This is a genomic window from Chloroflexota bacterium (assembly GCA_016197225.1).
In the GTDB taxonomy this organism is placed as follows: Bacteria; Chloroflexota; Anaerolineae; order Anaerolineales; family VGOW01; genus VGOW01.
In genome coordinates this window covers 28,382-46,119 of the sequence record JACPWC010000123.1, presented here as the reverse complement: position 1 = coordinate 46,119, position 17,738 = coordinate 28,382, and the positions used below count along the sequence as shown (strand labels likewise).

13 protein-coding genes are annotated in these 17,738 nt (G+C 59.3%); 4 read left to right on the top strand and 9 right to left on the bottom strand.

Going from position 1 to position 17,738, the window contains the following annotated elements; all coding sequences use genetic code 11:
* The 5 genes from HYZ49_20950 to HYZ49_20930 all read right to left on the bottom strand — a co-directional run.
* Positions 1–734: hypothetical protein (locus HYZ49_20950; GenBank protein ID MBI3244754.1), on the bottom strand; the 734-nt coding region annotated here is incomplete at its 3' end.
* Positions 724–2,118: an ATP-binding protein gene (locus HYZ49_20945; protein MBI3244753.1), complete on the bottom strand. Its 1,395-nt coding sequence runs from the start codon at positions 2,116–2,118 to the stop codon at positions 724–726. The genes HYZ49_20945 and HYZ49_20950, both read right to left, overlap by 11 nt.
* Positions 2,057–2,749, bottom strand: coding sequence for a DnaD domain protein (locus tag HYZ49_20940; protein MBI3244752.1), 693 nt, complete (start codon positions 2,747–2,749; stop codon positions 2,057–2,059). The genes HYZ49_20945 and HYZ49_20940 overlap by 62 nt, the downstream gene beginning before the upstream one ends.
* Before the next feature lie 65 nt (positions 2,750–2,814).
* Complete coding sequence (gene dnaB, locus HYZ49_20935) at positions 2,815–4,170, bottom strand: replicative DNA helicase (protein ID MBI3244751.1); 1,356 nt, start codon at positions 4,168–4,170, stop codon at positions 2,815–2,817.
* Positions 4,171–4,245: 75 nt separating this feature from the next.
* The gene (locus HYZ49_20930; GenBank protein MBI3244750.1) at positions 4,246–4,785 is read right to left on the bottom strand and encodes a bifunctional nuclease family protein; all 540 of its coding nucleotides are present in this window, start codon (positions 4,783–4,785) and stop codon (positions 4,246–4,248) included.
* Positions 4,786–4,922: 137 nt separating this feature from the next.
* On the opposite strand from HYZ49_20930, the gene HYZ49_20925 reads away from it, so the two are divergent.
* Positions 4,923–6,080 carry a hypothetical protein gene (locus tag HYZ49_20925; protein MBI3244749.1) on the top strand — a complete coding sequence of 386 codons (1,158 nt, stop codon included), beginning with the start codon at positions 4,923–4,925 and terminating at the stop codon, positions 6,078–6,080.
* Positions 6,081–6,239: 159 nt separating this feature from the next.
* Here the strand turns inward: HYZ49_20925 and HYZ49_20920 are convergent, their stop codons facing one another.
* Entirely contained in the window at positions 6,240–7,448 is a 1,209-nt protein-coding gene (locus HYZ49_20920; GenBank protein ID MBI3244748.1) for a right-handed parallel beta-helix repeat-containing protein, read from the bottom strand.
* A 108-nt stretch (positions 7,449–7,556) separates the two neighbouring features.
* Positions 7,557–10,322, bottom strand: a complete 2,766-nt coding sequence (locus tag HYZ49_20915; protein ID MBI3244747.1) for a hypothetical protein — start codon at positions 10,320–10,322, stop codon at positions 7,557–7,559.
* Positions 10,323–10,581: 259 nt separating this feature from the next.
* On the opposite strand from HYZ49_20915, the gene murJ reads away from it, so the two are divergent.
* Positions 10,582–12,114: a murein biosynthesis integral membrane protein MurJ gene (murJ, locus tag HYZ49_20910; GenBank protein ID MBI3244746.1), complete on the top strand. Its 1,533-nt coding sequence runs from the start codon at positions 10,582–10,584 to the stop codon at positions 12,112–12,114.
* On the opposite strand, the gene HYZ49_20905 is transcribed toward murJ, so the two are convergent.
* The gene (locus tag HYZ49_20905; GenBank protein MBI3244745.1) at positions 12,089–12,679 is read right to left on the bottom strand and encodes a Uma2 family endonuclease; all 591 of its coding nucleotides are present in this window, start codon (positions 12,677–12,679) and stop codon (positions 12,089–12,091) included. The two genes, murJ and HYZ49_20905, sit on opposite strands and share 26 nt — an antisense overlap.
* 24 nt (positions 12,680–12,703) lie before the next feature.
* The gene (locus HYZ49_20900) at positions 12,704–14,395 is read right to left on the bottom strand and encodes a hypothetical protein (protein ID MBI3244744.1); all 1,692 of its coding nucleotides are present in this window, start codon (positions 14,393–14,395) and stop codon (positions 12,704–12,706) included.
* 70 nt (positions 14,396–14,465) lie between these two features.
* Between HYZ49_20900 and HYZ49_20895 the strand changes: the two genes are divergently transcribed.
* Together HYZ49_20895 and HYZ49_20890 are read left to right on the top strand one after the other, a co-directional pair.
* Complete coding sequence (locus HYZ49_20895) at positions 14,466–15,716, top strand: hypothetical protein (GenBank protein ID MBI3244743.1); 1,251 nt, start codon at positions 14,466–14,468, stop codon at positions 15,714–15,716.
* An 83-nt stretch (positions 15,717–15,799) separates the two neighbouring features.
* Positions 15,800–17,728 (top strand): glycosyltransferase family 39 protein, encoded by a 1,929-nt coding sequence (locus HYZ49_20890; GenBank protein ID MBI3244742.1) that lies wholly within the window; start codon positions 15,800–15,802, stop codon positions 17,726–17,728.
* Positions 17,729–17,738: the final 10 nt, after the last annotated feature.

The window sequence follows — 17,738 nt, the reverse complement described above, 5'->3', positions numbered from 1 at the left end:
CATTTGTAAAACTCGTGCGGGAACAAAAGCGCCTCCGGCTCGATAGGCGATTGAGTCAGGCGGTGGCGGTTGGCCCGCTCGAAGAGACGGTGCAGGTCTTCGATGTAGGCCAACTGCTTCTGGGCCGGCTCGTTGGTAAAGATCGCCAGCATGGTGGTGAACTCGCCCGGCACGAAGCACAACCAGCGATCGCCTTCAATGGAAGTCGAGCGCATGCCCGCCCCAAAAATTTCCTGAGTGGCGGCCCGGAACGAAGACAGCATGGGAATGACCAGCGCCGGGTCGAGTTCAAAATGGCCGAGGGTGGTAATGGGCATGCCGGAAGCATTTTCGTACACGGCGTAACCGTCGGCCCGGGCCATGTGTTCCTGCCGGATGAGGATGCTCTTGCCATCGGCCACAACATCCTTCAGTTCCCCGGTTTTCACCTCCGAGGCGGCCAGCAATCTTTCAATCGAACGCCGCTCGCGCTGGTAGTGCTCGTACAACTTCTTGAACTGCTCGCGGTTGAGGTGGCCTTCGGCGAAGTCGTCGGTGAGCTTGTTGATCTTCTCCTGTAATTTGACCAGATGATCTTCGGCCTGCTGGCGGCCCGAGGACGCCGACTCGGGTTGGGAGGCCGACTCTGGCGGGGGAGCCGTCGGCGGCTGAACCTTCGTTGAGGGCGGCGGCTTGGGTGTCGCCTTCGATTCTTTTTCGGCGTCGCTGATGAGTCGGCGGAATTTATCGAGCATGAGTCTTGCGTTTGGCCGGCTTGACCGATTTGCCGCCTTTGTAGATCGGGGCGGTGATGGGGCAGACGACGCTGAGGCGCGGGTCGAGCAGGCGGGTTTGCAAGCGGTCGTCGAGTTCGGCTTTATCGGCGGAGGTGGTGATGACGGTGGGCAGGGCGGCGACGTAGCGATAGTCAATCAACTGCATGAGTTTTTCTTTGGCCCAGGGCGTGGCGCTTTCGAGGGCCAGGTCGTCGAGGACGAGGAGCGGCGCGCCCTTGACTTCGGCGAAGCGTTTGTCGTAACGCACGTACGAGTCGGGGCTGAAGGTGGCGCGCAGATGATCCAGCAGGTCGGCGAAGGTGATGAAGAGGGCGGGCTGGCCGAGGCGCACGCGCTGATTGGCGATGGCGGCGGCGAGGTGGGTCTTGCCGCTTCCGTGCGGGCCGGTGAGGACGAGCCAGCCGCCGGGATCGTCGGCGAAGCGCTTGGCTTCGTCGAAGGCGGCTTGCAGCAGGCGGAAGTGATCGGGCGGGATTTCACCTTTGCGGTTGTCAAAGGTCTCGAAGGTCTGGTGGCGGTGATGTTCGAGCGAGGAGAGGTCAGTCTGGTCGGGTTCGGCGCGGCGGAAGTCGGGCGCGTCCATGTTGATGCGGCGGGCGAGGTCCATGTCCACCAGGCGGCTACGCAGGCGCGGGTCGAAGCGTTCGAGTTCGACGTTGGAGGTGACGACGGTGGGCAAAGCTAAGTTGTAGCGATGGTTGAAAATCTGGTAGAGCTTTTCCTGCGCCCAGGGCGTGGGGCTTTCCGCGCCGAGGTCGTCAATGATGAGCAGAGGAATGTTGCGCACGCGCTCGAAGAGATCGTCGTAAGACACGTCGGAGCCGGGGCCGAAGGTGGAACGCAGATGATCGAGCAGGTCGGGCGCGTTGATGAACATGACGAGTTGACCGGCGGCCAGGCGGGCGTTGGCGACGGCGGCGGCAAGGTGAGTCTTGCCACATCCGTAACCGCCGGTGATCAACAGCCAGCCTTTCGGCGAGTCGGCGTACTTGCGCGCGGTTTCAAACGCAAAGCGCAAGCTGGCGCGCTGGACAGCATCGGTGGTGTGGCCTTCGGGCAGAAAGTTGTCGAAGGTCTTGCCGGCCAGCGGCCCGAGGCTTGAAATTTCGAGTTGGCGACTCTTCTGCGCGGCTTCAATTTCGGCGAAGCGGCACGAGCACGGGAAGAGCTTGCCGAAGTTGGAGTGACCCACTTCAACATCTTCGCGCACGTAGCCGACGCCATGACAGTGCGGGCAGTTTGGGTCGCCGGGGCCGGTTGGCTCGCGCTTGCCCGCCGGGCTACTCGAGGTAGTCGAGATACCGTCGGCGGTCTTTTTCAGTGTTTCCCCGATTTTTTCCACGATCAGCTTTTCCTTGAGTCTTCCAGTTTTCCAGCACGCGAACAATGTAGCGCAGTGAGCGGGCGTTGTTCTCCACCGCTTCGCGCACGGCTTCTTCGATCCACTCCGGCGAATACTCGGATTCGATGTCGCGCAATTCGTCGGCGATGAGCGGCGTGAGCGGGCCGATGTTCTGCTCGTAAAGCGTGAATACGTTGGGGCGGTTGACCAGCACTTCGACCGGCGTGTTGTCGTCGGCGGTAGGCCGCCACTCGCCTTTGGTGATGCCGTCCACCGCCGCCCGGCCTTTGGGTGTGTTCACAAAGTATAAATCTTCTGCGCCGGACGCGCTTTCGATCTCGACGTGGAGCAGCGTGCCGCGCGCCACGGCCCGTTCCAGGGCATCGGTCAGCGCCGGGACAGCGTCGCGCTTGTGTTGAGCAAGCCCGCCCAGCAACATCTCGTCGGCTTCCAGTTCTTTGCGGCGCACGTAACGAATATTGCCCTCTTTGAGCGACAGCCGCCAGAAGCAATACAGCGTCACCTTCATCTCGCCGAGATGATCGATCTGCGGCAGGAGTTCGGTGAAGAACGGGTCGGGCACCGGGGTGGTGCGCACCTTACCGGGCGGGAAACCGGAGAAACCTTTCATGGGTGACGCGTATCTCGTATCGCGTAGTGCGTATTGCGTAACGGAATACGGAATACGCACTACGATCATTCAAACGACAAATGCCTCGTCTCTGCATCGGCAAACTTGGTCAACTGCTCGAGGAAGACGAGTTCGACCGAGCCGGTGGGACCGTTGCGGTGCTTGGCGACGACGATCTCGGTGACGCTCTTGCGTTGCGGGTCTTCGTCCCAGTCGTCGGGGTGGTGGAGGAACATGACCACGTCCGAATCTTGTTCGATCGATCCACTTTCGCGTAAGTCCGACAGCATCGGCCTCTGCCCGGAGCGTTGCTCGACGGCGCGCGAGAGCTGGGCGGCAGTGAGCACCGGCACGTTCAACTCGCGGGCCAGGGCCTTGAGACTGCGCGAGATGTGCGACACCTCCTGCACCCGGTTCTCCACCCGCGTGTCCACCGTCATCAACTGCAAGTAATCTATCACAATCATGTCGAGCTTGATCTCGCTGTTGAGGCGGCGGCACTTGGTGCGCAGGGCCAGGGCCGAGATGGCGGGCGTGTCGTCGAGATAGAGGCCGGTGTCGCTGAGGATACTGATGGCATGAATGAACTTCGGCCATTCGTCTTCCTCCAGCTTGCCCATTCTCAACCGGTGCGAGTTGATCTCCGTTTCCTGCGAGACCAGTCGCTGGACAAGTTGCTCGTTCGACATTTCGAGCGAGAAGACGGCGACGCGCTTCTTGTAAATCTTGGCCGCGTTGAGGGCAATGGACAGGAGCAGGCTGGTCTTGCCGCGACCGGGCCGCCCGGCCAGGATGATCAGATCGGACTGCTGGAAACCGCCCAGCAGTTTATCCAAATCTTTGTAGCCGGTGGGCACGCCCAGAATTTCGTTCTGGTGATTGTAGAGATATTCGACCCGGTCGTAATACTCACTGGCAACTTTCTTGATCGGCTTGAGTTCGTGCAGGTTGCGGCGCTCGCTTACGTCGAACAGCGCCTTCTCAGATTCGCCGACGACGGTGTTGATGTCGGCCCCGGTTTCGTAGGCCAGCTTGGCGATGTTGGAGGCGGCCTGGATCAGGCGGCGGCGGATGCCGGCTTCTTCGACGAGGTGGCCGTAAGCGGCGGCGTTGTAGGCGGTGGGGGTGAGGGTGACGAGGCGGGTGAGGTAGGCCGGGCCGCCCACTTCGCCCAACTGGCCACGCCGTTCCAACTCGTCCTGCACCGTCAACAAGTCAATCGGCGTCCGGCTGTCGTGGAGCGAGACGAATACGTCCCAGACCCAGCCGTGCTTCACCGAGTAGAAGTCTTCCGGCTTGAGGAACTGGGCCACGTCGAAGAACGATTCGGGATCGATCAGCACCGAGCCGAGGACGGCTTCTTCGGCTTCGAGATTATGGGGCGGAGTGGTAAGACCTTCGGTTGAGCGGTGATCGGCCATAGACAAATCGCCCCCCGTAACAGGGGGGCGGTGTAAATTCTGGAAAGGGTCGAGGGCAAAAAATTAATGGGCGGCTTACTCGTCGTCGTCGTCCTTCTTGTCTTTGTCCAGGTCTTCAAAGTCGAGCGAGTCGACAAAGTCGGAGAAGGCGGAGAGGCGCTCACTGCCTTCGGCGGCGGGGGCCGCCGCCTCGCCGGCCTCGGCCTCCACTTCCGACTCGGGCACGATGGCGGCCTTGCTCATGACCGCATCGTGGACAAAGATAGGCACCCGGGCGCGCACGGCCAGGGCCAGGGCATCCGACGAGCGCGAGTCAATTTCAACCGTCTTGCCTTTGGTGTCAATGATGAGGGTGGCGTAGAAAATGTCGTTGCGCAGGTCGCTGATTTCCACCCGCACCACTTTGCCGCCCAGTTCGTTGATGACGTTTTTGAGGATGTCGTGAGTGAGAGGCCGGGCTACTTCCACATCTTGCAATTCAACCGTAATCGCATCGGCCTCACAGGGGCCGATCCAGATCGGCAGGTAGCGCTCATTCTCTGTATCTTTGAGAATCACGACACGATGAGTGGACATCAAGCTCACGCGGATGCTGTCAACGGTCACTTCTATCATGGCTTACATCTCCGGGTTACCAACGTTGGGGCGATTGTAGCACAAAAAGGCGAGGCAGGCTTAGCTCCGGCGCTCGCGAAATGCGCCCCGCTCGCAATGCTATAATGCCTTCAAGCTCAATCAATACCGCTTTTTCGATGTTTAAGCAAGCAACCGAAACGTACCTCTTGTGGTTGACGGCATCCCTGGCCGTCGGACTGGTCATCAGCCTGTTGGCCGGGTTAGCCAACTTCTCCGAGTCGCGCCGCCTGCCGTTCTTCATGCTCCGCCGGCAGGCCACTGAGCGCGGCTGGCGATATTTGGGCTTTGGCGTTTTCTTTTTTCTGCTCGGGCTGGTGGTGATCACGGCCGGCAAGCCGACGATTGAGTTGATCATTCCGCCGACGACCACACCCACTGTCAGCCCGACGACCACCATCACGCCCACAGTCACCCTCTCGCCCACCATCACCCTGACTCCGTCTCTCACCCTGCCGCCCACCAACACCCTCACACCCTCGCCCACTTTGCCGCCCACCGACACGCCCACGCCCGGCTACCCGGCGGCGCAGATCACGCCCATCTTAAACGCGACGGTGACCCCTGATCCCAACGCCGCCATCGGCCCCATCACCATTGCCATCGGCTACAATAGCAATTTCGTGCCCACCGGCGCATCGCTCAACTTTGAGGCGGGCAACCTCACTACGCTGTTCGCCATCTTCACCTACAACAACATGAGCAACGGCATGCAGGTTTCGACGATCTGGTTCAAGGATGGACAGCCGCTTTACATTGACACGGCGGCCTGGGAGGGCGGAACCGGCGGCTATGGCGCCTCGCCGTGCCCGCTTGAGATTTGTTTATACGAAGCCGGGAATTACCGGGTGGCGATCTACATTGGCGACTCGCTCAAACAATTTGCGGACTTTGTGATCACGGGGTCGCCGCCGACTCGCACCCCGACGCCGTCGGCGACCTTCACCATCACCAACACCTTCACCGCCACTTCAACCGCAACGGCAACCAACACCGCCACGGCCACCCCGACTCGCACTAATACATCCACACGCACGCCAACCTTGACGCGGACATCCACTTTTACGCCCACGCCGACCTTCACTCGAACTTCGACTTTTACTCCGTCGTCAACTTACACCGCCACTGCGACTCGCACGCCAACCTTCACGCCGTCTATTACGCCCACGCGCACGCCGACCAACACCCTCCGTCCGGTGCTGGCCACCGATTACGCCCGCACTGCCATCGCCGCCACCAAAACCGCCAGCACCCTCCCACCGACGGCGACGCCGTAAGGGCTTGTAAAAGAATAACTCCGCAGTTTGTCATTCTAGAGCAAATTCCGAGTTGATTTACGGGTTCCAGACTTCCGAAGTCTTCAAGACTTCGGAAGTCTTGACGGACGATCCCGTAAACCAACCTGGAAACCGCTCTAAGGGCGACGTTACGTCGCCCTACTTCAACTTCTGCAACACTTGCCACAGCGCCTTCTTCGCCACCTCTGGCCAGGCTGAGGAGGGCAGGATCGGGAAGGTTTTGACGCCGCCGTCGTCAAAGCGGTTGTCCCAGCCACTGGCGTCCCACAACACATCCACGCCCGGAAGACCGAGGTCAGCCAGAAGAGGCGCGGGCTGAGTGCCATTGTTGCTGTAGGTGTTGTCGTGAACCCAGGTTTGCTCCGGCACAAGTGGAATATCAAAGCCGCTGACATCGTCAAAGATGATGTTGGAAGCTACCACGCCGATGCCAGCTGAGTTGTTGCCGGTGATGGTGTTGCCCGTCACTTCAGTGCCATCGGCGGCCATGATGAGAATGCCCGTGCCCGCCGGAACTTTCTGCACCACGCCGTTTGTGGCAAAGTTGGGCGTGTTGTTGTTCTCGACGCGGTTGTTCTTCAACACGGTGTCGTGCCCGTCTTTGGCGTTCAGGTTTGGAAGCAGAAAGACCAGGATGCCGCCGGTGTTGTCGTGGACGTAGTTGTTCTCCACCAGCGCGTTCACCGAGTTCTCAATTTCGATCCCGGTCACGTTGTTGAAGGCTTCGCTGTCACGCACGACGATGTCCCGCGACTGGCCGACGTAGAGCGCCGAGTCGGTGGCGCCGCTGGCCTTCACCCGCTCGATGAGGACGTTGGTGCTGGCGATGGGGAACACGGCGTACTCACCCGGGTTGTCAATGATGAGATCGCGGTACACAGGCCCGTAGCCGCCCTGATTGATGGCCCCGTTCTCAAGATAGTTGCGAATTTGGAATTGCTCGAGGGTGAAGAAACTGGCGGTGACAAAAACGCCGTTGTCGAATTTGCTCTCGCCATCCAGAATCGGCCACTGGCCGTTTGCGCCGGCCACGCCGCGCAGGGTGAGGTTGTGAATGCTCACCGTGAGCGCTTCGTGATAGATGCCCGGCTGAACTTCCACCACGTCGCCCGGTTTGGCCTGGTCAATCGCCGCCTGAATTGACTCGCCCGAATTGACGGTGAGGGTTCGGTTGCTTTCGACGGGCGCGGTTGTGATCACGCCGTCCGGCGCCCCGGTGTGGCCGGGCAGGGGCTTGGGCGGCACATCTTCTGGAATGGGCAGCAGCCCCAGAATCAAAATCGCAATCAACAGCAAGCCAGCCAGCCCGCCCAGAATGCCGCCGATCCATTTCAACGTTTTGTTCATCTTCTCTCCTCCTGAGTTGAGTTGTAGGCTCATGACACAATACCTTCCAGATAACGCGAGGAGCCAGCACGCCCACGTGCTGGCCCCGGCTAACTGAAAGGCGTTGTCTCATGGCAAGCGCAACGAGTCGCCTTTGTCAGTCTTCAGCCGCTCCCCGGTCTCGGCCACGTACCAGCCAATTTCAATTGAAGCGCCCGTTGTTGGTATCTCGATTCTATCAGCCACGTACTCGCCCGCAACCCACAACGAGGTGGAGTAGCCGCCGCTTTGCGGTTGCGCGTCGCGCTGGGCGACGATCTGGCCGCTAGCGTCGAGCACGTGAACAAACCCGGTGTAATCAACTTCGGTTTCCTTGAGAGCCTGCCAGTATAACGTGATGGCCGAGTCGGTCAGGTCGTAGCCCACAAGCTCGAATTGATCGCCAAAGCCGGCGGTGATGGAAACTAACGGCGTGGGCCGGTTGAACTGGCGCTCAATGGCTTCGACGCTGACTGTGCCGATAAGAAAGTCGTTGAGGGTGACATTGTAAACGCCGGGCGGAAGGTCGCGCGGGAGTCGGGGGGCGTGGCGATCAATAACGATCTCGCCGGGCCGCCATTGGCTGGTGGGGTGGGTGTTGTGCGCCGGGGAAGCCGACTCAAGCTCAACGCCGTTTAGCTTAGTAATTAGTAATTGGTTATTGGTTATTGGAGATGAGGCCTGCCAGTGAGTGGTAAACGGCAATGGTTCGCCGGGGCGGGCGTGGGCGGGCGGCGGGTCGAGTTGAATCAGGTTGAGGCCGCTGATGACGGCGAGCGGGTCGGCGAGGGGTTGCGGGCCGGTGGGCGGGAGTGAGATCGGGCCGAGGGTTGCATAGGCGGCTGAACCGGTGGGGAGGTTGACTTTGGAAGTGGCGGAGTAAATTGTTATTAGTAATTGGTAATTGCCGGGCGGGGTGCCGATCTCAATCGGAATTTTGACTCGCATCAAAATGGTTTCACCGGCTTGCCACTGCTCGGCAAAATAGGAGTCGTTGAAGCCTTGCGCCCAGTGATAGCCGGCCACATCCACCAAGTCGGCCACGAGGCGGTAGTCGGGCTGGTCGGGCAGGTTGAGGACGTGGAGGCGAAAGTCCACGACGCCCGGCGCGACGAGGCGATAACCGGTTAGCTCGACGAGGTTGCCAAAGTTGGCCGAGGCCGAAATGAAATCGGGCAGGGGCGGCATCGAGTCGAAATAATAAGCGCGGAAGTCGGGCGTGCCGTCGGGGCCGAGCGGCGCGTCAATTGGAGACCACTGTGCGATCCAATCTTCGGGCGGCGGGGCTGAGTGCGGGAAAACATAAATGGCCGAGCCTTCAGGAATGGCGAGCGCCTGGCCGCCAATGAACCAGCGGAACGAAGGGAAGTCGCGGGCGAGGTAAGCAACTGTTGGATGACGATAGTGAATAGCGGAGAAATAGACACTGGTGTTTTGTGTGTTCTGGGTGTTGATCCAGCGGGCGGCGTTGACGAGGTCGGTGTCGTTGGCGTAATGAAGGCCCGGGGCGGCGGCCCAGAGATTGAAGTAGGAGTAGTAGGTGGTGAGGGTGCCGAAGGTAAGCGTGAAAGCGGTTATTAGCCGCTTCGCGTAGTTATTGGTTATTGGGCGAGTTTTTGAACGCCAATAACTAATAACCACTAACCAATTACTCGCCTTTACAATCCCAAGCGCCGGAAAGATGGTCAGCACCGGCAACAGCCCCATCGAGCGCACGTTGGAGGGGAAGATGTCGTGAATGGAGATGGCGGTGGGAATGAGGAAGGTGAAGAGGTAGACGAGGAGGAAGAGTGAAGCGTGACCCGCAGGGGGCTGTGCCAACGTCAAACGTGGATATTGCGTATTGCGTATTGCGTGTTCTGTAGAAGGTCGAAAGAATTTGATGACGGTGAGGACGAAGCCGAGGACAAAGAAGAAGCCGAGGACAGGGCCGAAGATGGGGCGGCCCGGAATGTTGAAGCGGTCGTAGAGTTCGCCAGAGAGGAAGATCATGCCCAACGCGCCGGTGATACCTTGAAGCAACAAGTTGCCCTCGCCGGTCTTGGGCGTAAGCTGATTGGCGCGAACGAGGAAGGTTTCGGGATGAGTGACGAAGAACCAGCCGAGGGGAGCGAAGACGAGGGCGGCGGCGGCGAAGTAAATGGCGAACTGACCGAGACGAGCTTTCAGGCGGTTGAGGTGGCGGAATTCATAGATGAGAAGAGAGAAGAGAGTGACAGCGATCGGGATCGGGAAGAGGCGGGCGGCGAGATAGGTGTAGGCGGCCAGCCCGGTGAAGACTCCGGCGAGAATCGTGTTTGTCATCAATCCGATTCGTTGGCGGGGTGACAGGATGACAAGGTGAAAGGATGCGGGAGCGCCAAACCGTAGAGCGCGGAAAAGAAAGCCGACGGCCAGACCTTGCACAAACGGTTCGGTGACGGCGCGCTCGCCGTAGCGCGACCAGACGAGGTGCATGAAGGTAAAGGAGAGAATGGCGGCGGCGAGGGCGGCGATCCATTTTGAGTCGGGGTCTTCCCACAACAGTTGGCGGGCGGCGAAGTAGCAGGTTGCGATGCCCAGCACGCCATAGACGGCGGCGGTGAATTGCAGGGCAAAGATGGACGAGCCGACGAACTTGAAGATCAGCCCGGCAGTGTAAAAGAACAGCACTTCTTTGCCAGTGTAGGCGGTGATGAAGACCTCACGCCAGCCATCGAAAGCGACGCCGTCCGCAATGATAGCGTTGGCGGCAAAGTCGTAGTGCAGGCCGGGCGGCACACGGCCCAGCTCGTGGAATCGCAGGAATGCGCCGCTGAGGAGGGCGAGGAGGACGATGAACGATGAGCGATAGATGAATGAAAAGCGCGTAACCATGAGCGAACGAGATTATAGCAGGGGCGGCTACCCCGGCTGGTTGTTAGCGTAGGGTTGGCGTAGGTTTGGCGTAGGCTGTCAGGCAAGGCGGTTTGTCCGGCCTATGCTATTCTTTAGCTCAGAAGGGTAATATGACATCTCTTCTTCTCCTCCTTTGAGAGAGCCAGGGTCGGCGTCCCTGGCTCTCACACTTAAAAAAGACCTGACACGCTTCGCAGACGCGAAGCGTGTCAGGTTTTTGCTTGTATAATGCTCCGCCGTGAACCGTCTTGCCCGAAATACTTTCACGGTCATGGCCGGGTTGGTGGCCGCCAACCTCATCGGCCTGCTCAGGCAGATCATTATCAGCCGGACGTTTGGCACCTCCGCCGCTCCTGACACATACTTTGCCGCGTTTCGCGTGCCCGACCTGTTGTTCAACGTGCTGGCGGGCGGGGCGTTGGCCTCGGCCTTCATTCCCATGTTCGCCGGCTTTTTGGCCGAGGGCGACTCGCCCCGCGCCTGGCGGCTGGCAAGCGCCATCGTCAACAATTTGCTGATTGTGCTTTGCGCCGTCGCCGGGCTGGCCGCTCTCACCGCCCCGTTTCTGGTGCGCGCGGTGCTGGCCCGAACGTTGCCGCCGGATCAACAGCGACTGACGGTTGACCTGATGCGGATCATGTTGCTCTCAACCGTGATCTTCGGGGTGAGCGGCCTCTTGATGGGCATCCACAACGCCCATCATCACTTTCTCTCTCCGGCGCTGGCGCCCATTCTGTACAACGTCGGCATCATGGCCGGGGCGCTGACTGCGCCCTGGTCGGGCATTTACGGCCCGGCCTGGGGCGTGGTGGTTGGGGCGGCTCTGCACTTGCTGGTGCAACTGCCAACTCTATTTCGCCATCAACCGGGCTACACTCTTGCTCTCGATTTAGGCGACGCCGCTGTGCGACAAGTTGGTAAGTTGATGTTGCCGCGCATGTTCGGGCTGGCGGTGTGGCAGATCAACTTCTGGGTCAACACGGTCATCGCTCTAACTTTGCCCATTGGCAGTCTCTCTGCCCTCACCTACGCCTTCCAAATCTTCACCTTCCCGCAAGCCGCCATTGCCCAGGCTATTGCCATCGCCATCTTCCCCACCTTCTCGGCGCAAGCGGCTCGCGGCGAGCGCGACGCTTTGCGAAGCACGCTGGCCTCGGCCCTCAACCTGACTCTCTTCCTGGCTTTGCCGGCCACTGTTGGTTTGATCCTCCTCGGCCAGCCCATCATTGCCATGTTGTTCGAGGGAGGCGAGTTCACGGCTACTTCCACCCAACTCGTCGCCTGGGCGTTGGCCTGGTACGCCGTCGGCCTCGTCGGCCACTCGGTTGTGGAAGTGGTGACGCGCGCCTTCTATGCCCTCAAGGACACGCGCACACCGGTGTTGATCGGAACCGGGGCGATGATCCTGAACGTGATCTTTAGCTTGACTTTTACCAAGCTGTTCGACTCGTGGGGGCAACCGCCTCACGGCGGTTTGGCGTTGGCCAACTCATTGGCAACGGCCATTGAGATGATTGGCTTGTTGGTTGTGTTCAGCCAACGGCTGGGGAAGCTGGATGCGCGAGTAATGACGGCCAGCCTGTGGCGAGCGACGGTGGCCGCGCTCGGAATGGGAATTGTAGTGTTCGGTTTGGGGAAACTGGTGGCGGCCTCCCCGTGGATTGTCGGCCTGGGCGGGGCGGCAGTTGGCGCAGGAGTCTACTTTGCACTGGCGCTGATTCTACGAAGCCCGGAGATGCGGCTGATCAGGCGGGCGCGAACAAATCCTTGAGGGCGTAAGTAAAGCCGGGGAAGGTCGGCGAGGTGATCATGTCGTTCTCCGCCAGATGCGCCAGGAGTTTGTAGCTTTCGCCTTCGAGCCGCAGAACATCCAGCGTTTTCGTTTCAGGATCAACAATCCAGTACTCAGGAATTTCGGCCTGGGCGTAGTCTTCGGGCTTCTCAGTGCGGTCGCGCTTGGCGTCGCCTTCCGAAATAATTTCCACGACGAGATCAGGAACACCCCAATACTTTTCAATTCGATCCGCGTGGGCGGCTGACATGAAAAGAATATCAGGCTCGCGGATTTTGCCAGGCCACAGCCGGACTGGCAGAGGCGCAAAGCGCACCTGACCCAATTTGTATTGGTTAGCAAAGGTAAATAAGGCAATAAACAGCCGGCCTAAAATAAGTTGATGATAATCAGTGGGCATGGGGAGAATTTCCAGATTGCCGCTGGAAAGTTCAACCAGGCGGCCTCGCTCTGAGACAATGTAGTAGAAGGCCTCAGTCCACTCACCCGGAGCCGGGAGAATATCCAGGATAGTTGGAACAATGGTTGGTTCTTGGATAGTCATAGGTTGCCTCACCAAGATTATACGTCAATTCATCCGCCACGTTCCATCTACGCGAGTGAGCGTAAGCTCAACCAGCGCCGAGGGCTGGCCGGGGCGGGAGGCGGTGATGGCGGCGCTGTCCGAGTCGAGCCGGATGCGTTGAGGCTCGTAACCGGCGTCGAGGGCCGAGGCGGTGAGGGCCAGGTAGTCGGTTGCCAGCGAGTCGGCGGCGAAGTTGCCGCCAGATTCCAGCACGGCGTTGACGGCGGCCAGGTAGTGTTCGGTCAGATCGTAATTGCCTGTTTCCAGTTGGCGGTCGGCTTCGATCAGCATTGTCTCCAGCGCAATATTCTCAAGCGAAGACGGGTGGCGGCTGTAGTCGGCGGTGATGTTCTCGCGCACGGCCCGCTGAATGTCGGGAATCCAGGCGGTGAGGAAGTGGGCTGAGGGATCGTAGACCTGCTGATAGCGGCGCACGGTGTCGTAGAAAGTGATGGTGTCGGCGATGTCGGCCTGCCAGCGCGGGTCTACCGTCTGGGCCCGTAGGTGCGCCAGCCACTCGGTTTCCATTTCGGCCAGCGATTTGTTGTAGACCAAACGCAGGCCGCCGTCGAGCATGGCGCTTTGGGTGTTGGTGGGTTGAAATGCGCCGAGCAGGGTGACGAACTGCTTCCAGCCATAAGTATTCACCAGATAATCAATGAAGGCCGCGCCTTCAAGGTAGCCAATCTCGTGTTGCGATGGATAAAAATTGTCGGCCAACTCTGTCAGCGGAATGTAACGACCGAACGCCAATAGCCCGACCAGGCGCGGCTCGAACGGCTCTTCTTTGAAGTGGCCGCCGGCCACGTAGGTCGCCAGCCCCTCGGTGATCAGGGTGGGATGATCGCCAAAGCTTTGCCGATCCAACAAGTGCGCGGCTTCGTGGCGGAAGACGTTCTCCAGGCTGCCGGCGGCGTAATCGCGATCAATGTAAGTGATGGTGATCGTGTCGGAGGCAAAACCGCCGTGACCCAACAGCCGATCAATCAGGTTGAACACCATCTTTGATTCTTGCTGTCGCCCCAGCTTGTCTTCAACGTAATTCATGGCTTTGTCGGCAGTGGCTTTGATCAATTCAATGTCGCGCTCTGCCGCCGAGCCGGAGATGTAGTTGAAGAGGCAACAGTCGCTTTCGGCCTTCAACCAGATTGTCTTCGACAGCTCTGCCGACGGCAAAAGGTCAACCGGGACAATGAGGGTGTTGTTGTTCGGGTTCTCGTCGCCGATTTGAATCTCGTCGTCGGGGTCGAGCACCACCGTGAGAAGTTGCGTCCCCTGCAAACCGGCGGTGTCCCAGGCCCACACAAACGTCGCCTGCAGGCGTTCGCCGATTCCGTAAGGGATCGCTCGCGTGGTCGCGATCCGGGTTTCCTCACTCGGCCCGCTCAGGTAAACGGCCACCGAAAAACTGCTCAACCCAAAATTGCCGCCGTCGTGAGCAAACACTTCCAGGCTGACCCTGTCGCCGGAATACAAGACAGGTTCGGGATGAAAGATCACGTCGCCGGGCGCGATGTAAAGATCGGTTGGCTCCGGGGAAGCCGTCTCGGTTGGGGAAACGGTGGGTGCCAGAGTTGGCAGAGGTGAAGGTGTTGCGGCTGGGACAATCGTCGGCGGTGGAAGGGTAGGTTGCGGAGTAAGGGCGTTGCAGGCGAGCGTTGCAAGTATGAGAACGATAAAGGCAAGTCGGCGCATGAGAGGATTTTAGCAGAGGATGGATGAAAGGCAGATGAAGGCGGCTTTGGTAACAGCTTATAATAGCATCATGTCTCGCCGCCTCTTTTTGTTGGTCTTGTTCATCGCTGTCGCCGTCGTCATCGTCCTGCTCCCCTCCTTCCCCTCGTGGGCCTTCTCGCTCACCGGCGAAGAGGAGGCGTTGCCGCAAATTCGCGGCCTGCTCGACCTGGCCGCCGACAGCATCAGGCCGGGGCTTGACCTGCGCCCGGACACGCCGATTGAGTACGCCGACGTGAACCCTTACGGCATTAACACCTTTTTGCATCAGGAAGTCGAACCGGCCAAACGCGAGAAGCAGGTGCAGTTGATCGCCGGGGCGGGCTTCCACTGGTTGCGGCAGGAGTTTCCCTGGTACGACATCGAAATTAGCGGCAAGGGCAACTTTGAGGATTGCCGCTTTCCGCCGTGTCATCCAGCCTGGGACAAGTACGATGAGATTGTGAGTTTGACCGAGAAACACGGGCTGGAGATCATCGCCCGTCTCTCCTCGCCGCCGTCGTGGACGCGGGCCGACGGCGACGCGCGCGGCGCGTTTGCCCCGCCCGACAACTTCGGCGACTACGCCGATTACGCCGCCGCCGTCGCCGACCGCTACAAGGGCCGAATCCGCTTCTATCAAATTTGGAACGAGCCGAACATTTACCCGGAATGGGGCGAGCAGGCTGTGAATCCCGAAGATTACACGAAGCTGTTGTGTGTTGCTTATGCGGCGATCAAAAAAGCCGACCCCGAGGCAGTGGTGCTGGCCGGGGCGCTTGCGCCCACCAACGACCTGACCGGCGACAACCTCAACGAGTTCGTGTATTTGCAAAGAATGTACGATGCGGGCGCGGGCAAGTGCTTCGACATCATGTCGGCGCAGGGCTACGGTTTGTATAGCGGCCCGACCGACCACCGCCTCAACCCGATCACCGTCAACTACAACCGTCACTTATACTTGCGTGACATCATGGTACGCAACGGCGACGCGCACAAGGCGATCTGGATTAGCGAGATGAACTGGAACGCGGTGCCAGCGGACTCCGGCTTGCCGACGAATTACGGCCAGGTGACGCTCGACCAGCAAGCCCGCTGGGCGCCGCTGGCTTACGAGCGCGCGCAGAACGAGTGGCCGTGGATCGGCGTGGTCAACTTCTGGTTCTTCAAACGCGCCGATGACTCGGAGAAGGGCCAGACCTGGTATTACTTCCGCATGGCCGAGCCGGACTTCACTCTCCTACCCGTTTACGATTCAATGAAGGCCTACATCGCCGAGCATCCATATCAAGCCAGGCCGTAAAATTCTTTGCCGCGAATTTCGCTAATTATCGCGAATTAGAAAAATAAATTCGCGTGAATTCGCGCAATTCGCGGCTGAAACTTTTGAAAAAGAGTCTTCTTCTCGCCACGCTCCTCCTCGCGACATTTCTTCGCTTCTATCGCCTCGACGCCCAATCGTTCTGGAACGACGAGGGCAACAGTGCGCGGCTGGCCGAGCGGAGCGTTGACTTGATCCTCGCCGGGGCGGCGGGCGACATTCACCCGCCGGGCTACTATTTGCTCCTCGCCGCGTGGCGGGCCGCATTGGGCCAAAGTGAATTTGCCCTGCGCGGCCTCTCGGCCTTCGCCGGAATCATTCTAGTTGCCATCATCTATCGCCTCGGCAAACAATACTTCGACGAACCTGCCGCTCTGGCCTCAGCCTTCTTCGCCGCCATCCACCCGGCGCTGATCTACTACAGCCAGGAAGCGCGGATGTATGAGTTGGCGGCGATGTGGGGGGCGGCGGCGTTTTTGGTTATTGATAGTTGGAGGTTGGAGAATTGGAGATTAGAGATTAGAGATTGGACGCTTCGCGTAAAGATTCGGCGCGGGTTGGCGTTTGCGTTCATCCTCGCCGCTGGCCTTTATACGCATTATTCTTTCGCTTTCATTATCATCGCGCTCAACCTGCTTTTCCTCATTCGAATTGCCCAACTTGCAATAACCAATAACCAACTCCTAATAACTAATCTCCAATCCCTAATCTCTAATCTCTTCCTCCCCCAACTCCTCGCCCTCCTCCTCTTCGCCCCCTGGCTTCCTACTGCTTTGCGGCAGTTGACGACATGGCCCTCAGCCAGAGAGTATCTCCCGATAAACGAAGCTGCCATTGGTGTGATGCGCTGGCTTACGCTCGGCCCAACAGCTGATGAGGGCTCCGTGTTTGCAATTGCCTGTGCAAGCGGATTGTTACCACTGGCTCTTTGGAGACGCGGACACAGATTGCCATCTTGGCTCTGGCTTCTCGTACCTACCAGTCTTACATTGGGCTTGGGTCTATTCTCACCCTCCTTCGCCAAATTCCTAATTGTTGCTGTGCCCGCTCTGTGTTTACTAATGGGCCATGCAATGGGCATAATCTCAGCGCCGCTACCCGCCTATCCATTCAAATCTCGTTTTCCTATTTCTGGAGCGCATACCATAAGAATCTTGCCATCAGTTCTGGGTTTGGTGGTTGCGTTGTCAGCGGCAGGTACTCTTGGCAATTTATACTATGACTCCGCCTACGCCCGCGCCGACTATCGCGGCATCGCTCGCTACATCAATTCAATTGCCAAACCCGGCGATGCCATCCTGCTCAACGCGCCCAACCAATGGGAAGTGTTCACCTACTACCATCCCGACACGTCAAACGTTTTTCCGGTCGCCCGAACCCGCCCGCTCGACGTGTCCGCCCAAGTTGCCGAGCTTGAAAACATCGCGGCCACACACGACCGTCTATTTGTGATCTACTGGGGCGACGCCCAGTCCGATCCGGGGCGGGTGATTGAGACGTGGCTGAACGAACACACCTTCAAGGCTTACGACCAGTGGTACGGCGACGTGCGGTTGGCGGCCTACGCCGTGCCGCGAACGGCCAGCACTCTGCAAACAAGGACGGATGCTCTTTTCAACAATCAAATCGCCCTCGAAGGTTACTCGCTCAACGCCAACACTTTTTCTCCCGGCGACATTCTTCAACTAACGCTTTTCTGGCGCGCCCAATCTCAAATTGTCACTCGCTACAAAGTCTTCGCCCACCTCATCGGCGACCCGGCCTCCCCGCCCGTCGCCCAGCACGACGGTGAACCCGGCGGCGGGCTGGCCCTCACCACCACCTGGGGAGTCGGCCAAACCGTCGCCGACAATCACGGCATCTACCTTCCGCTCGATCTGCCGCCCGGCGACTACACTCTCGTCGCTGGCCTGTACGGCGTAGACGACGGCGCGCGCCTGCAAATTCAAACCGGCGCCGACAACGTATATCTAACGACGATCACCATCCGATGATGGTCTTTGA

Bases quoted from the DNA above. Each gene is read 5' to 3' on its own strand.
- HYZ49_20900 (MBI3244744.1), bottom strand. From the start codon at position 14,395: ATGCGCCGACTTGCCTTTATCGTTCTCATACTTGCAACGCTCGCCTGC.
- HYZ49_20920 (MBI3244748.1), bottom strand. From the start codon at position 7,448: ATGAACAAAACGTTGAAATGGATCGGCGGCATTCTGGGCGGGCTGGCT.
- HYZ49_20940 (MBI3244752.1), bottom strand. From the start codon at position 2,749: ATGAAAGGTTTCTCCGGTTTCCCGCCCGGTAAGGTGCGCACCACCCCG.
- HYZ49_20905 (MBI3244745.1), bottom strand. From the start codon at position 12,679: ATGACTATCCAAGAACCAACCATTGTTCCAACTATCCTGGATATTCTC.
- HYZ49_20915 (MBI3244747.1), bottom strand. From the start codon at position 10,322: ATGGTTACGCGCTTTTCATTCATCTATCGCTCATCGTTCATCGTCCTC.
- dnaB (MBI3244751.1), bottom strand. From the start codon at position 4,170: ATGGCCGATCACCGCTCAACCGAAGGTCTTACCACTCCGCCCCATAAT.
- HYZ49_20895 (MBI3244743.1), top strand. From the start codon at position 14,466: ATGTCTCGCCGCCTCTTTTTGTTGGTCTTGTTCATCGCTGTCGCCGTC.
- HYZ49_20925 (MBI3244749.1), top strand. From the start codon at position 4,923: ATGTTTAAGCAAGCAACCGAAACGTACCTCTTGTGGTTGACGGCATCC.
- HYZ49_20930 (MBI3244750.1), bottom strand. From the start codon at position 4,785: ATGATAGAAGTGACCGTTGACAGCATCCGCGTGAGCTTGATGTCCACT.